A 15,231-nucleotide genomic window follows, 5' to 3' on the forward strand; every position below is an offset into this window, starting at 1 on the left:
GTGATAGCTGGTTCTCCCCGAAATGCATTTAGGTGCAGCGTCGTGTGTTTCTTGCCGGAGGTAGAGCACTGGATAGGCGATGGGCCCTACCGGGTTACTGACCTTAGCCAAACTCCGAATGCCGGTAAGTGAGAGCGCGGCAGTGAGACTGTGGGGGATAAGCGTCCGTCGTGAAGAGGGAAACAACCCAGACCGCCAGCTAAGGTCCCAAAGTCATGGTTAAGTGGGAAACGATGTGGAGTCGCACAGACAACCAGGAGGTTGGCTTAGAAGCAGCCATCCTTGAAAGAGTGCGTAATAGCTCACTGGTCGAGTCGGCCTGCGCGGAAGATGTAACGGGGCTAAACCATGCACCGAAGCTGCGGCAGCGACGCTGATGCGTTGTTGGGTAGGGGAGCGTTCTGTAAGCCTGTGAAGGTGTGCTGTGAGGCATGCTGGAGGTATCAGAAGTGCGAATGCTGACATAAGTAACGATAAAGCGGGTGAAAAGCCCGCTCGCCGGAAGACCAAGGGTTCCTGTCCAACGTTAATCGGGGCAGGGTGAGTCGACCCCTAAGGCGAGGCCGACAGGCGTAGTCGATGGGAAACAGGTTAATATTCCTGTACTTGGTGTTACTGCGAAGGGGGACGGAGAAGGCTATGTTGGCCGGGCGACGGTTGTCCCGGTTTAAGCGTGTAGGCTGGTTTTCCAGGCAAATCCGGAAAATCAAGGCTGAGGCGTGATGACGAGGCACTACGGTGCTGAAGCAACAAATGCCCTGCTTGAGGAAAAGCCTCTAAGCATCAGGTAACATCAAATCGTACCCTAAACCGACTCAGGTGGTCAGGTAAGAGAGTGCAGAGCACTGAAGAACTCGGGTGAAGGAACTCGGCAAAATGCCCCCGTAACTTCGGGAGAAGGCACGCTGATATGTAGGTGAAGCGACTTGCTCTGTGGAGCTGAAATCAGTCGAAGATACCAGCTGGCTGCAACTGTTTGTAGAAAACACAGCACTGTGCAAACACGAAAGTGGACGTATACGGTGTGACGCCTGCCCGGTGCCGGAAGGTTAATTGATGGGGTTAGCGGTAACGCGAAGCTCTTGATCGAAGCCCCGGTAAACGGCGGTGGTAACTATAACCATCCTAAGGTAGCGAAATTCCTTGTCGGGTAAGTTCCGACCTGCACGAATGGCGTAATGATGGCCAGGCTGTCTCCACCCGAGACTCAGTGAAATTGAACTCGCTGTGAAGATGCAGTGTACCCGCGGCAAGACGGAAAGACCCCGTGAACCTTTACTATAGCTTGACACTGAACATTGAGCCTTGATGTGTAGGATAGGTGGGAGGCTTTGAAGTGTGGACGCCGAGTCTGCATGGAGCCGACCTTGAAATACCACCCTTTAATGTTTGATGTTCTAACGTTGACCCGTAATCCGGGTTGCGGACAGTGTCTGATGGGTAGTTTAACTGGGGCGGTTGCCTCCCAAAGGGTAACGGAGGAGCACGAAGGTTGGCTAATCCTGGTCGGACATCAGGAGGTTAGTGCAATGGCATAAGCCAGCTTGACTGCGAGCGTGACGGCGCGAGCAGGTGCGAAAGCAGGTCATAGTGATCCGGTGGTTCTGAATGGAAGCGCCGTCGCTCAACGGATAAAAGGTACCCCGGGGATAACAGGCTGATCTTCCCCAAGAGTCCATATCGACGGGATGGTTTGGCACCTCGATGTCGGCTCGTCGCATCCTGGGGCTGGAGTCGGTCCCAAGGGTTGGGCTGTTCGCCCATTAAAGCGGTACGCGAGCTGGGTTTAGAACGTCGTGAGACAGTTCGGTCCCTATCTGCCGTGGGCGCTGGAGAACTGAGGGGGGCTGCTCCTAGTACGAGAGGACCGGAGTGGACGCATCACTGGTGTTCGGGTTGTCATGCCAATGGCACTGCCCGGTAGCTAAATGCGGAAGAGATAAGTGCTGAAAGCATCTAAGCACGAAACTTGCCCGAGATGAGTTCTCCCTGACTCCTTGAGAGTCCTGAAGGAACGTTGAAGACGACGACGTTGATAGGCCGGGTGTGTAAGCGCAGCGATGCGTTGAGCTAACCGGTACTAATGAACCGTGAGGCTTAACCTTACAACGCCGAAGGTGTTTTGGCGGGGAGTCGAGAAGATTTTCAGCCTGATACAGATTAAATCAGAACGCAGAAGCGGTCTGATAAAACAGAATTTGCCTGGCGGCCTTAGCGCGGTGGTCCCACCTGACCCCATGCCGAACTCAGAAGTGAAACGCCGTAGCGCCGATGGTAGTGTGGGGTCTCCCCATGCGAGAGTAGGGAACTGCCAGGCATCAAATTAAGCAGTAAGCCGGTCATAAAACCGGTGGTTGTAAAAGAATTCGGTGGAGCGGTAGTTCAGTCGGTTAGAATACCTGCCTGTCACGCAGGGGGTATATCTCCCCCGGTGGCGCTGCGCTTACCGGGGCTACAAAACCGTACCCCGGACAAAGTGCGCAGCACCGCCGGCGGCTTCCGCCGTGACGACCGTGGTGACCGTCCTGCGTTCCGTCGTGGCGACGACCGCGGTGACCGCGGTGACCGCGGTGACCGCGGTGGCTTCCGCCGCGACGACCGCCGTGACGACCGCCGTGACGAACGGCGTGACGACCGTGGGGGTTACGGGCGTCGTGAGGAGCGTCGGGACACCGACCGGCGGGACGACCGCGGCGGCTTCCGCCGTGACGACGGCCGGGGCGGCGGCTACGGCCGCCGGGACGACCGGCGGGACGGCGATCGCGGCGGGTACCGGCCGCCGTACCAGCGGGACGACCGCGGTGGCTACGGCCGCCGGGACGACCGGCGCGAGGGTGACCGGGAGCGGGGCGGCTTCCGCCGCGACGAGCGTGGTGACCGCGGTGACCGTGGTGGCTTCCGTCGGGACGACCGGCGTGACGACCGGCGCGATGCCCGTGGTGACCGTCCTGCGTTCCGTCGTGGCGACGACCGGGGTGACCGGGGTGACCGTGGCGGCTTCCGCCGTGACGACCGCCGTGACGACCGGCGTGACGACCGTGGGGGTTACGGGCGTCGTGAGGAGCGTCGGGACACCGACCGGCGGGACGACCGCGGCGGCTTCCGCCGTGACGACGGCCGGGGCGGCGGCTACGGCCGCCGGGACGACCGGCGCGAGGGTGACCGGGAGCGGGGCGGCTTCCGCCGCGACGAGCGTGGTGACCGCGGTGACCGTGGTGGCTTCCGTCGGGACGACCGGCGCGAGGACCGTCGGGACGACCGTGGTGACCGTCCTGCGTTCCGTCGTGGCGACGACCGGGGTGACCGCGGTGACCGTGGCGGCTTCCGCCGCGACGACCGCCGCGATGACCGCCGCGATGACCGGCGTGATGACCGGCGTGATGACCGTGGGGGTTACGGGCGTCGTGAGGAGCGTCGGGACACCGACCGGCGGGACGACCGCGGCGGTTTCCGCCGTGACGACGGCCGGGGCGGCGGCTACGGCCGCCGGGACGACCGTGGCGGCCGGGGCGGAGGCTTCCGGCGCGACGACCGCGGTGGGCGGCCCGGCGGTGACCGCGGAGGGTTCCGGGGGCGCGGCGGGGACGACCGGCGAGACGGCGGCCGGTTCCGCGACGACCGTGACCGGGACCGCGACCGCGAGCCGATCAAGCGGCTGCCGATCCCGGAGGACGTCACCGGCGAGGAGATCGACAACGACGTACGGCAGGAGCTGCAGAGCCTGCCCAAGACACTCGCGGACGACGTCGCGCGGAACCTGGTGATGGTCGCGCGGCTCATCGACGAGGACCCCGAGGGTGCCTACGGCTACTCCAGGGTGGCACTGCGGCTCGCCTCGCGCGTGGCCGCCGTGCGCGAGGCCGCCGGGTTCGCCGCGTACGCGAACCAGAAGTACGCGGAGGCCCTCGCCGAGTTCCGGGCCGCGCGGCGGATGACCGGCACCGTCGAACTGTGGCCCGTGATGGCGGACTGCGAACGCGGACTGGGCCGGCCGGAGAAGGCGCTGGACATGGCCGGTGCACCGGAGGTGCACAAGCTGGACAGGGCCGGCCAGGTCGAGATGCGGCTGGTGGCGGCGGGCGCGCGGCGTGACATGGGGCAGCTCGACGCGGCCATCGTGACGCTGCAGAGCTCCGAACTCGCCTCCAACGCCGTACAGCCGTGGACCGCCCGGCTGCGCTACGCCTACGGCGACGCCCTGCTCGCGGCCGGCCGTGAGAGCGAGGCGCGGGAGTGGTTCGCGAAGGCCGTGGAGGCCGACCGGGACGGCAGCACGGACGCCTCGGACCGGCTGGCGGAGCTGGACGGCGTCGAGTTCGTCGACGCGCTCGACGAACACGAAGCGCACGACGAGCACGACGAGCACGACGAGCACGACGAGCACGACGAGCACGGCGAGCACGACGAACACGAAGCGCACGACGTGCACGACGGGCACGAGGACGGCAGCCCCGCCGATGGCGGGGACGGCGCGGACGCCGACGACCGAGGCGCGCCGGGCGGGGACCTCGCCGCCGAGGACGCCTCGGGCGGTCCGGCCGGTGCGGACGCGGCCGGCGAGCGGCCCGCCGCCGACGAGGACTGACCGCCCGCCGGCAGCCTCGGCGGGCCGGACGGCCCCAGCGGAAGGGCGGGCTCCCGCGACCGGGAGCCCGCCCTTCCGCGTTCCGTCCGCGGATCCTCAGATGTCGAGCGCGCGCAGCACCAGCCCCGACGCGGGCTTCGGCCCGAAGGACGTCGACTTGCGGGGCATGGTGACACCCTGCCGGGCCAGGTCGCGGACCACGGCCTCGCGCACCGGGTGCATCAGCACGGCTGTACCGCCGTCCCGTTCGGCCTTGTCCACCGTGGCGGCGGAGTCGTGGATGTAGGCGATGCGGGCGGGGTCGTCCTCCGGGACGTGCCACACGTGCTCCAGCAGGGTGGCGTGCAGGACCGTGGCGTCCAGGGTGCGCCAGGCGGCGGGCCGGTCGGCCGGGACCGTGCGGGCCAGCAGATCCGGGTCGGGGCGGTCGACGAGGTGGAAGGAACCGTCACCGGCCAGCAGGAAGGCGTTGCCCCCGCAGGCCGCGTCCGCCAGGGCGGACAGCGCGTCCCGGAGCGGCACGGCGAGCGGGCGAACCCGGAACCGGCCCTCCAGCGCGGCCAGCGCGTCGGACACGGGAAGGCCGTGCAGGAGGCGGTGGATGGCGCGCACCCGCAGGGGGTAGCGGGCGGTGTCCACCAGCAGGACCAGACCGTGGTCCCAGGGGCTGGGGGAGGGGTGCTCGGCGCGCAGCCTGCGATACGTGGCCCAGCGGTGGTGGCCGTCCGCGATCAGGGCCTGCTGCCCGGCGAGGTCGGCCTGGACACGGGCCAGGTCCGCCGGGTCGGTGACCGACCACAGACGGTGACGGTAGCCGTCCTCGGTGGTCGTACGGAGCAGCGGAGGCCGCTGCGCGGCACGGTCGACGACGTCCGCGGCCGAGCCGCGGCCCTGGTAGGTCAGCAGCAGCGGCTCCAGATTGGCCGACGTCGCCCGCATCAGGGCGGCGCGGTCGGCGACCAGGTGGGGCATGACGTCCTCGTGCGGGAGCACGATGCCCTCGGTCGGCTCGGAGACGCGCAGGGCGCCGATCAGGCCGCGCTGCAGCATGCCGTCGGAGTGGCGCTGCTCGTACACGTACAGGGCCGGTTCGGGGTCGGCGGTCAGCACGCCCTCGGCGAGCCAGCGGCGCAGGGTGCCGGCGGCCTGCTCGTTGCGGGCGCCGGGCGTGCCGGCCTGGGGGAGGATCAACCGGACGATGTTGTGCGGGTCCGCGTCCTGGAGGTGGTGCACTCCGTCGGGGCGTACCACCACGTCGTAGGGCGGAGAGGTCACCGCGGCCAGGCTGCCGACCCGGTCGGGGTCGTAGCGCAGGCCTCGGAACGGGGTGAGTTCCAGACCTCGGGGCGCCTTTGCTTCCGAGTGACCTCCAGTGTTCATCAGGGCATCGTACGTGTGTCGGTGGTGTGCGCGATGATCGGGGGAGAACGAGCGAACGAGGAGCGATGCGGAATGAGCCAGGGTGTCCGGACCAGGCCAGAGGGCAGCGAGCAGGCCCTGAGCGAGGCGTACGACACGGCGCTGCTCGACCTCGACGGGGTGGTGTACGCGGGCGGGCTCGCCGTCGCGCACGCCGTCGAGTCGCTGGCCCTCGCGCGGGACGGCGGGATGCACCTGGCGTACGTCACGAACAACGCGCTGCGCACCCCGGACGCCGTCGCCGGCCACCTGACCGAGCTGGGCATACCCACGGACGCGGGCGACGTCATCACCTCGGCGCAGGCCGTGGCACGGCTGGTCGCCGAGCAGGTGCCGGCCGGTGCGCGGGTGCTGGTGATCGGCGGCGAGGGACTGCGGGTGGCGCTGCGCGAGCGGGGACTGGAACCCGTGGAGAGCGCCGACGACGAGCCGGCGGCCGTGGTGCAGGGATACGGCGGGCCGGACCTGACGTGGGGGCGGTTCGCCGAGGCGTCGTACGCGGTGGCCCGCGGCGTGCCCTGGTTCGCGTCCAACACCGATCTGACGATCCCGAGCGGGCGCGGGATCGCCCCGGGCAACGGGGCGGCCGTGCAGGTGGTGCGGATCGCGACCGGGGCCGAGCCGCAGGTGGCGGGCAAGCCGCTGCCTCCCATGCACCGCGAGACCGTCCTGCGCACCGGCGCGCGGCGGCCGCTGGTGGTAGGGGACCGGCTGGACACCGACATCGAGGGCGCGTTCAACGGGGACGTCGACTCCCTGCTGGTGCTGACCGGCGTGACCGGCGGGGCACAGCTGCTGGCGGCGCCGCCGGAGCACCGGCCGACCTACGTGGACGCGGACCTGCGCGGGCTGCTCACCGGGCAGCCGGAGGTGAGCCCGGCCGGGGAGCGCTTCCGGTGCGGAGGCTGGACCGCGTCGGCGGGCGCCGAGCGGCTGGACCTCGACGGCGAGGGGGCCGCGGTGGACGGGCTGCGCGCGCTGTGCGCGGCGGCCTGGACGGCGGCCGGGCAGGAGCGCTGCACGCTGGACGCGGGGAAGGCGCTGGCGCGTCTGGGGCTGTGAGGGGCGCCCGGCCCGCGAGAGCGCTGCCGGGGTGGCCCCGTCCCGGCCCGGGCGGTCACACCGAGGACGCCCTGCCGGCCGTGCCGTGCTGAGGCCGCCCGGCCGTGACCGCCACCCACCGGCACGGCGGTGACCGCCGACGGTCACCGCCGGCGGGGACCGGCGCGGGTGCGGCCGTGCGTCGCGCGGCCGTGCGGGCGGACGCAGGTGCGGCTCGTACCGGCCTCCGGGGGGCGTGGCCGCCCGTGCCGGGCGCGGGCGGCGCGTGCCGGTCCGGCCGGGCGTGAACGACCGGCCACCGGCGGGAAAGCGAGGGTAGGTTAACCTAACCTCCGTGTTGATCGACCGTCCTCCCGAAGCGCCCGCGGAAGCCGCTCCCGCGGCTGCCCGGCGCCGTGTGCTGCGGCCGGCCGGGCTGCTCGTCTCCGTCCTCGTCCTGGCCGCGGCCGCCGCGGCGAGCGTCGCGGTCGGGGCGAGGGACCTGTCCCTGGCGCAGGTCTGGCACGGTCTGTTCCAGGACGGCGGCACCTACGGCGACGCCGTCGTGGACGAGCGCCTGTCGCGGACGCTGCTCGGGCTGCTCGCCGGAGCGGCGCTGGGGCTGGCCGGAGCCGTGCTCCAGGCGCTCACCCGCAACCCGCTGGCCGACCCCGGACTGCTCGGCATCAACGCCGGGGCGTCCGCCGCGGTGGTCAGCGCGATCACCTTCCTCGGTGTCACGAGCCCGGGCGTCCACGTGTGGTTCGCCTTCCTCGGCGCGGCCGCGGTGGGGGCCCTGGTGTGGTTCCTCGGCGGCAGCCGGGGCGCCACCCCCGTACGGCTCGCGCTCGCCGGCACCGCGCTGAGCGCCGCGCTCTTCGGCTATGTCCAAGCCGTGATGATCACGGACCAGGCCGCGCTGGGCACGATGCGCTTCTGGACCGTCGGCTCGCTGAACGCGGCCACCGACGCGACCATCCTCGGCGTCCTGCCCTTCCTGACGGCCGGCATGCTCCTCGCCCTCGCGCTGGCCCGGCCGCTGAACGCCATGGCGATGGGCGACGACACGGCCAGGGCGCTGGGCGCCCACCTCGGGCGCACACGCGCCCTGTCGATGCTCGCCGCGACCGTCCTGTGCGGTGCCGCGACCGCGGCCTGCGGGCCGATCGCGTTCGTCGGCCTGATGGTGCCGCACGCCGTGCGCTCCCTCACCGGGCCCGACCTGCGCTGGATCCTGCCGTACGCGGCCGTCCTGTCGCCCGTGCTGCTGCTCGGCGCCGACGTGGCCGGGCGGATCGTGGCCCGGCCCGCCGAACTCCAGGTCGGCATCGTGACCGCGGTCGTCGGCGGCCCGGTCTTCATCCTTCTCGTACGACGGCGGCGGACGGTCCAGCTGTGAACAGCACGGTCAGAAACCCGCGCGGCACCACCCGCGCACTGCGCACCCCGGGCGGGCTGTCCGTCCGCGTCGACGTGCGCGCGCTCCTCGTCACCGCCGGCCTGTGCGCGGCGGCGCTCACCGCCGGCGTCCTGCTGATCGGCACCGGTGACTTCCCCATCGCCGTGGGCGACGTGCTGAGGACGCTGGCCGGTCACGGCGACCCGGGCCAGGAGTTCATCGTCAACGACCTGCGCCTGCCGCGGGTCCTGGTCGGGCTGCTCGTCGGGGCGTCGCTCGGCCTGGGCGGCGCGCTGTTCCAGGCCGTGTCCCGCAACCCGCTCGGCAGTCCCGACGTGCTCGGCCTCGGCCAGGGCGCCACCGCGGGGGCGCTCACCGTGATCGTGCTGCTGTCCGGGAGCGCCGCCCAGGTGGCGGCCGGAGCCCTCGTCGGCGGGCTGGTGACCGGCCTGGCCATCTACGCGCTGGCCTGGAGGCGGGGCGTGCACGGCTACCGGCTCGTCCTGGTCGGAATCGGCGTCTCGGCCGTCGCGACCGGGGTCAACGGCTATCTGCTGACGCAGGCGGACCTCGTCGACGCCTCCCGCGCGGTCGTCTGGATGACCGGGTCGCTCAGCGGACGGGGCTGGGACCAGGTGTGGCCCCTGCTGTGGCTGTGTGCCGTCCTGGTGCCGCTCGTCCTGACCCAGGCACGGGGGCTGCGGATGACGGAGATGGGCGACGACGTCGCGCACGCGCTCGGGGTGCGGGTCGAACGGCTGCGCATGGTGCTGCTGGCCGCGGCCGTGCTGCTCACCGCGTCCGCCACCGCCGCGGCCGGACCGATCGCCTTCGTCGCGCTCACCGCACCGCAGCTGGCCCGGCGCCTGACCCGGTCGCCCGGCCCGAACCTGGTCGCCTCCCTGGCCATGGGCGCGGCCCTGCTGGTCACGGCCGACTGGACCGTGCAGCGGCTGTTCGGCGCCGACCAGCTGCCCGTCGGCGTGGTCACCGGGGTCGGCGGCGGCGGGTACCTGCTCTGGCTCCTGGTCACCGAGCGGCGGGCGGGCCGGATATGACGGACCGGCGGGACCGCGGGAGCGGCCCCGGCAGGCCGGCCGGGCCCGCCGCGCGACCCGGCACCGGACCCGCGGGTGGCACGGGCAGGAGCCGGCCCCGGACGGCACGCGCCGGCCGGACACACCGCACACCGCGTACGAGAACGTTCCGAGGAGCACTGTGAGCCGACTGTCCGCCGAGGACGTCACCCTCGCCTACGACCAGCGCGTCATCGCCGAGCAGCTGTCGGTGGCGATCCCCGACCGCTCCTTCACCGTGATCGTCGGACCGAACGCGTGCGGCAAGTCCACGCTGCTGCGGGCGCTGTCACGGATGCTCAGGCCCAGCCTGGGCCGGGTCCTGCTGGACGGGCACGCCATCCAGTCGCTGCCCGCGAAGAAGGTCGCGCGCACCCTGGGGCTGCTGCCGCAGTCCTCCGTGGCCCCCGACGGGATCACCGTCGCCGACCTGGTGGGCCGCGGCCGGTACCCGCACCAGGGCATCCTGCGCCAGTGGTCGGCCGAGGACGAGCGGATCGTACGGCGGTCCATGGCGCGGACCGGGGTGGCGGAGCTGGCCGACCGGTACGTCGACGAACTCTCCGGCGGGCAGCGGCAGCGCGTGTGGATCGCCATGGCGCTCGCCCAGCAGACCCCGCTGCTGCTGCTCGACGAGCCGACCACCTACCTGGACATCCAGCACCAGCTCGACGTCCTCGACCTGTGCGCCGAACTCCACGAGGAGCAGGGCCGCACGCTGGTCGCCGTGCTGCACGACCTCAACCACGCGGCCCGGTACGCCACGCACCTCATCGCGCTGCGCGACGGCCGGGTGGTCGCCGAGGGCGCGCCGCGCGACGTCGTCACGGCCGAGCTCGTCGAGGAGGTCTTCCGGCTGCGCTGCCAGGTCATCGACGACCCGGAGACGGGCACGCCGCTGGTGGTGCCGGCCGCGCGCCGGACCAGGGCGCGGGGCGCGGTGGCGCCGGCCGCCGCTACAGAAGCCTCCTGAGCCGGAACAGGTCCATCAGGCTCGCCTCCAGCCTCACCCGGCCCGAGCCCCAGGCCCTGGCGAAGTGCAGCCCGCCCCCGACCAGGGCCACCAGGTCGTCGCCGGTCAGGGCGAGCCGGATCTGGGCCCTCTCCCGCGGCGGCCCCGCCAGGGTGTCCCGCACCTGGATGCGGCCCCCGGTCATCCGGCCGGCGAAGGTGACGTCCAGGTCGGTGACGTGGCAGCTCACCGACCGGTCCAGGGCGGCGGCCGCGCCGACGTCGCCCTCGGCGCGCTGCATGTCGTCCGAGAGCTTCTCCAGTGCGGCACGGCATTCGTCGATCGTGGCCATCGGCACCGACGGTACCCCAGCGGTTCGGGGTAGCGTCGGGGCATGAACGACGCAGTCCGCGAGCCGGGCGCCCCGGCGCGGGACGCCGCCGGGCAGCCGGCCGCCCCGGAGCGCACACCGGACGCCCCGCCGCCCGGCGGCCCGCGACCCGAGACGCTCCCGTCCGGTGCGCCGTCGCACCCCGTGCCGTCCCCGGGCGGTCCGCCACCGGACGCCCCGGAGCGGGAGGCGGAGCCCTGCGCCCCGGCTCCGCTCGGTGTGCCGCGCACCCCCACCGGCCGTGCCGAGGTCGACGGGCACCTGGAGCGGCTGGCCGACGCCGACCACCTCGCCACGGACGGCCATCTGGAGGTGTACGAGGATGTACACCGGGGGCTGCGCGACGCGCTCACCGCGCTCGACACCCGGCCGGGACCTCCGGCGCCCCCGGCGCACGGCCGTCCGGCACCGGTGGTGCCGGGAGCCGCCGCGCCCTCACCGACGTATGGCAACAGGAGCTGAACCGAACGTGGCAGGAGTCGCACGCCGCCGTCTGGACGCGGAGCTGGTCCGCCGGAAGCTGGCGCGCTCGCGCGAACACGCCAGCCAGCTGATCGCCGCCGGCCGGGTGAGTGTCGGCAAGGCCGTGGCGACCAAGCCGGCCACCCAGGTGGAGACCGCGGCGGCGATCGTCGTCGCGGCCGACGACGGCGACCCCGAGTACGTCTCCCGGGGCGGGCACAAGCTGGCCGGGGCGCTGGCGGCGTTCGTGCCGCGCGGGCTGGCCGTGGAGGGCCGGCGGGCGCTCGACGCGGGCGCGTCCATGGGCGGCTTCACCGATGTGCTGCTGCGGGCCGGCGCGGCGCACGTCGTCGCCGTCGACGTCGGCTACGGACAACTCGCCTGGTCGCTGCGGAGCGATGAACGCGTCACCGTCAAGGACCGTACGAACGTACGCGAGTTGACGCTTGAGGCGATCGGTGGGGAGCCCGTGGATCTGGTCGTGGGGGATCTGTCCTTCATCCCGCTCGGACTGGTGCTGCCCGCCCTGACGCGCTGTGTACGACCGGACGCCGACCTGGTGATGATGGTCAAGCCGCAGTTCGAGGTGGGCAAGGACCGCCTCGGCAGCGGCGGTGTCGTACGCAGTGCCGAGCTGCGGGCGGAGGCCGTGCGAGGCGTGGCCGGGAAGGCGTGGGAGCTGGGACTCGGCGTGCGGGGCGTCACCGCCAGTCCGCTGCCCGGCCCGTCCGGGAACGTCGAGTACTTTCTGTGGCTGCGGGCCGGTGCCCCCGCACTGGACCCGGCCGACGTTGACCGTGCAGTGGCGGAGGGGCCGCATTGACACAGAACCGAGCGCGTACCGTTTTCCTGCTCGCCCACACCGGGCGGCCGGCCGCCATCCGCAGCGCCGAGCTCGTGGTCAAGGGCCTGCTGCGGTCCGGCATCGGGGTGCGGGTCCTGGAGGACGAGGCGCGCGACCTGCCGCTGCCCGGCCGGGTGGAGCTGGTCAAGGAGGCCACACCGCGCTGCCTGGACGGGTGCGAGCTGCTGATCGTCCTCGGCGGTGACGGCACGCTGCTGCGGGGCGCGGAGTTCGCGCGCGCCTCCGGCGTGCCCATGCTGGGCGTGAACCTCGGACGGGTCGGCTTCCTCGCCGAGGCCGAGCGCGACGACCTCGACAAGGTCGTCGACCGGGTGGTGACGAAGTCGTACGAGGTCGAGGAGCGGATGACCGTCGACGTCGTCGTGCACAGCAACGGCGACATCGTGCACACCGACTGGGCGCTGAACGAGGCGGCCGTGCAGAAGGCGGGCGCCGAGAAGCTGCTGGAGGTCGTGCTGGAGATCGACGGCCGGCCGGTGACCGGGTTCGGCTGCGACGGGATCGTGCTGTCCACGCCGACCGGCTCGACGGCGTACGCGTTCTCCGCCGGCGGGCCCGTGGTGTGGCCGGAGGTGGAGGCGCTGCTGATGGTGCCGATCTCCGCGCACGCCCTGTTCGCCAAGCCGCTGGTGACCTCGCCGGACTCGGTGCTCGCCGTGGAGGTGCTGCCGCACATCCCGCCCGGGGTGCTGTGGTGCGACGGGCGGCGCACCGTGGAACTTCCCCCGGGGGCGCGGGTGGAGGTACGGCGGGGCGCCGTCCCGGTGCGGCTGGCCCGGCTGCACCACGCCTCGTTCACGGACCGGCTCGTCGCCAAGTTCGCGCTGCCCGTCTCCGGATGGCGCGGGGCACCGAACTGAGGCGCGCGCCGGCCGGGCCGCACCGCGGCGTCGCCCGCCCGCCGCGCCGTGGGCGGCGGCCGGCACCGTGGTGCGGCCCGGCGGGTGATCCCGTCCGGCCCGGGCCCGGCCGCCGCCCCATACACTCCCGCGGGTGACAAGGGCACCTCGCACTCGGCGCTCGGGACCTCGTAAGGTCTTCACCGTGCTGGAAGAGATGCGGATACGGTCGCTCGGCGTCATCGACGACGCCGTGGTCGAGCTGTCGCCCGGGTTCACCGCCGTCACCGGTGAGACGGGTGCGGGCAAAACCATGGTGGTCACGAGCCTCGGGCTGCTGCTGGGCGGGCGGGCGGACCCCGCGCTGGTACGGATCGGGGCGGGCAAGGCCGTCGTCGAGGGGCGCATCGCGCTCACCGCGGACGCCGGCGCGGCCGTACGGGCCGAGGAGGCCGGGGCCGAACTGGACGACGGTGCGCTGCTCATCAGCCGTACCGTTTCCGCGGAGGGACGCTCCCGGGCCCATCTGGGCGGGCGGAGCGTCCCCGTGGGCATGCTCGCGGAACTGGCGGACGAGCTGGTGGCCGTCCACGGACAGACCGACCAGCAGGGCCTGCTGAAGCCGTCCCGCCAGCGGCAGGCCCTCGACCGGTACGCGGGTGACGCGGTCGCCGTGCCCCTCGCCGGGTACGCCGTCGCCCACCGGCGGCTGCAGGCCGTCACCGCCGAACTCGACGAGATCACCACCCGCGCCCGCGAACGCGCCCAGGAGGCCGACCTGCTGCGCTACGGGCTCGACGAGATCGCGGCCGTCGAGCCGCGGGCCGGCGAGGACACCGAGCTGGCCGAGGAGGCCGAGCGGCTCGGGCACGCCGAGGCCCTCGCGTCCGCCGCGACGGCCGCGCACGCCGCCCTCGCGGCCGGCCCCGAGGACCCCGAGGGCGTCGACGCCGCCACCCTCGTGGCGGGCGCCCACCGGGCCCTGGAAGCCGTCCGGTCGCACGATCCGGCGCTCGCCGCACTCGCCGACCGGATCGGGGAGATCGGCATCCTGCTGACCGACGTGGCGGGGGAGCTCGCCGGGTACGCCGACGACCTCGACGCCGACCCGCTGCGGCTCGCCGCGGTCGAGGAGCGCCGGGCCGCTCTCACCGCGCTCACCCGCAAGTACGGCGAGGACGTCGGCACCGTGCTCACCTGGGCCGAACAGGCGGCCGTACGGCTGACCGAGCTGGACGGCGACGACGAGCGGATCGGCGCGCTGACCGCCGAACGGGACGCGCTGCGCGTCGAACTGGGCACGCTGGCGCAGGCGCTGACCGACGCCCGGACGGAGGCCGCCGAACGGTTCGCGGCCGCCGTCACCGAGGAACTGGCCTCCCTCGCGATGCCGCACGCGCGGGTGTCCTTCGCCGTCCGCCAGACCGAGGACCCCGACGGTGTCGAGGTCGGCGGGCGGGCCGTCGCCTACGGGCCGGCCGGCGCCGACGAGGTCGAGCTGCTGCTCGCCCCGCACCCCGGGGCACCGGCCCGCCCCATCGCCAAGGGCGCCTCCGGCGGCGAGCTGTCCCGCGTGATGCTGGCCGTGGAGGTCGTGTTCGCGGGCACCGACCCGGTGCCGACCTACCTCTTCGACGAGGTCGACGCCGGGGTCGGCGGCAAGGCCGCGGTGGAGATCGGGCGGCGGCTGGCCCGGCTCGCCCGGACCGCGCAGGTCGTCGTCGTCACGCACCTGCCGCAGGTGGCCGCGTTCGCCGACCGGCAACTGCTGGTGGAGAAGACCGACGACGGGTCCGTCACCCGGTCCGGCGTGAAGGTCCTGGAGGGCGAGGACCGGGTCAGGGAGCTGTCACGGATGCTGGCCGGACAGGAGGACTCGGTCACCGCCCGCGCCCACGCAGAGGAACTGCTCGCGGCGGCCCGCACCGACGCGAGCTAGGGCGTGTTTCGAAAGTGGCGTCGTCTGCCCGAAGGGCAGGTCTGGCGGCGTCTGGTGCGTGCGATCGCAAGGCGGAGGGTCGCCCCGATACTGGATGTATCGGGGCGAGCCCGACAACGCGGCGAGCGTGCGTGCCAGACGCCGCCAGGCAGGCGGGACTTTCGAAACACGCCCTAGGTGTATCGCCCCGGGAGGTTGTGGACGGGTGATGGAGGTCTCGGCTGGGACTGCTTGAACGGGTGAGGGCCGTCCCACCGGGGCTG

12 protein-coding genes and 2 rRNA genes (1 of these 14 only partly in view) are annotated in these 15,231 nt (G+C 72.1%); 12 read left to right on the forward strand and 2 right to left on the reverse strand.

Going from position 1 to position 15,231, the window contains the following annotated elements; genetic code table 11:
- The 4 genes from AC5K6T_RS07125 to AC5K6T_RS07140 all read left to right on the forward strand — a co-directional run.
- Positions 1-2,105: ribosomal RNA gene (locus AC5K6T_RS07125) — 23S ribosomal RNA — on the forward strand (it extends 883 nt beyond the left edge of the window).
- Between the two features lie 96 nt (positions 2,106-2,201).
- Positions 2,202-2,317 (forward strand): 5S ribosomal RNA (gene rrf, locus AC5K6T_RS07130).
- 187 nt (positions 2,318-2,504) lie between these two features.
- Positions 2,505-3,764 (forward strand): hypothetical protein, encoded by a 1,260-nt coding sequence (locus AC5K6T_RS07135; protein ID WP_493206599.1) that lies wholly within the window; start codon positions 2,505-2,507, stop codon positions 3,762-3,764.
- The gene (locus tag AC5K6T_RS07140; protein ID WP_493206600.1) at positions 3,764-4,585 is read left to right on the forward strand and encodes a tetratricopeptide repeat protein; all 822 of its coding nucleotides are present in this window, start codon (positions 3,764-3,766) and stop codon (positions 4,583-4,585) included. Before AC5K6T_RS07135 ends, AC5K6T_RS07140 begins: the two co-directional genes overlap by 1 nt.
- Before the next feature lie 96 nt (positions 4,586-4,681).
- Here the strand turns inward: AC5K6T_RS07140 and AC5K6T_RS07145 are convergent, their stop codons facing one another.
- On the reverse strand, positions 4,682-5,965 hold the full coding sequence (locus AC5K6T_RS07145; RefSeq protein WP_493206601.1) for a DUF1015 domain-containing protein: 1,284 nt from the start codon (positions 5,963-5,965) through the stop codon (positions 4,682-4,684).
- A 72-nt stretch (positions 5,966-6,037) separates the two neighbouring features.
- Between AC5K6T_RS07145 and AC5K6T_RS07150 the strand changes: the two genes are divergently transcribed.
- The 4 genes from AC5K6T_RS07150 (at position 6,038) to AC5K6T_RS07165 (ending at position 10,493) form a co-directional block, all read left to right on the forward strand.
- Positions 6,038-7,066: an HAD hydrolase-like protein gene (locus AC5K6T_RS07150; protein WP_493206603.1), complete on the forward strand. Its 1,029-nt coding sequence runs from the start codon at positions 6,038-6,040 to the stop codon at positions 7,064-7,066.
- A 334-nt stretch (positions 7,067-7,400) separates the two neighbouring features.
- Complete coding sequence (locus AC5K6T_RS07155; RefSeq protein ID WP_493206605.1) at positions 7,401-8,444, forward strand: FecCD family ABC transporter permease; 1,044 nt, start codon at positions 7,401-7,403, stop codon at positions 8,442-8,444.
- Entirely contained in the window at positions 8,441-9,502 is a 1,062-nt protein-coding gene (locus AC5K6T_RS07160; protein ID WP_493206606.1) for a FecCD family ABC transporter permease, read from the forward strand. The genes AC5K6T_RS07155 and AC5K6T_RS07160 overlap by 4 nt, the downstream gene beginning before the upstream one ends.
- Positions 9,503-9,662: 160 nt before the next feature.
- Positions 9,663-10,493, forward strand: coding sequence for an ABC transporter ATP-binding protein (locus tag AC5K6T_RS07165; protein WP_493206607.1), 831 nt, complete (start codon positions 9,663-9,665; stop codon positions 10,491-10,493).
- Here the strand turns inward: AC5K6T_RS07165 and AC5K6T_RS07170 are convergent.
- Entirely contained in the window at positions 10,477-10,824 is a 348-nt protein-coding gene (locus AC5K6T_RS07170; protein WP_493206608.1) for a sterol-binding protein, read from the reverse strand. The genes AC5K6T_RS07165 and AC5K6T_RS07170 overlap by 17 nt on opposite strands.
- 42 nt (positions 10,825-10,866) lie before the next feature.
- On the opposite strand from AC5K6T_RS07170, the gene AC5K6T_RS07175 reads away from it, so the two are divergent.
- The 4 genes from AC5K6T_RS07175 (at position 10,867) to recN (ending at position 14,968) form a co-directional block, all read left to right on the forward strand.
- A complete protein-coding gene (locus AC5K6T_RS07175; RefSeq protein WP_493206609.1) occupies positions 10,867-11,325 on the forward strand; it encodes a hypothetical protein in 459 nt (152 codons plus the stop codon).
- Positions 11,326-11,332: 7 nt separating this feature from the next.
- The gene (locus tag AC5K6T_RS07180) at positions 11,333-12,148 is read left to right on the forward strand and encodes a TlyA family RNA methyltransferase (RefSeq protein ID WP_493206610.1); all 816 of its coding nucleotides are present in this window, start codon (positions 11,333-11,335) and stop codon (positions 12,146-12,148) included.
- A complete protein-coding gene (locus AC5K6T_RS07185) occupies positions 12,145-13,050 on the forward strand; it encodes an NAD kinase (RefSeq protein ID WP_493206612.1) in 906 nt (301 codons plus the stop codon). Before AC5K6T_RS07180 ends, AC5K6T_RS07185 begins: the two co-directional genes overlap by 4 nt.
- Positions 13,051-13,246: 196 nt before the next feature.
- The gene (gene recN / locus AC5K6T_RS07190) at positions 13,247-14,968 is read left to right on the forward strand and encodes a DNA repair protein RecN (protein WP_493207397.1); all 1,722 of its coding nucleotides are present in this window, start codon (positions 13,247-13,249) and stop codon (positions 14,966-14,968) included.
- Positions 14,969-15,231: the final 263 nt, after the last annotated feature.

This window comes from Streptomyces sp. B8-7, from assembly GCF_058833805.1.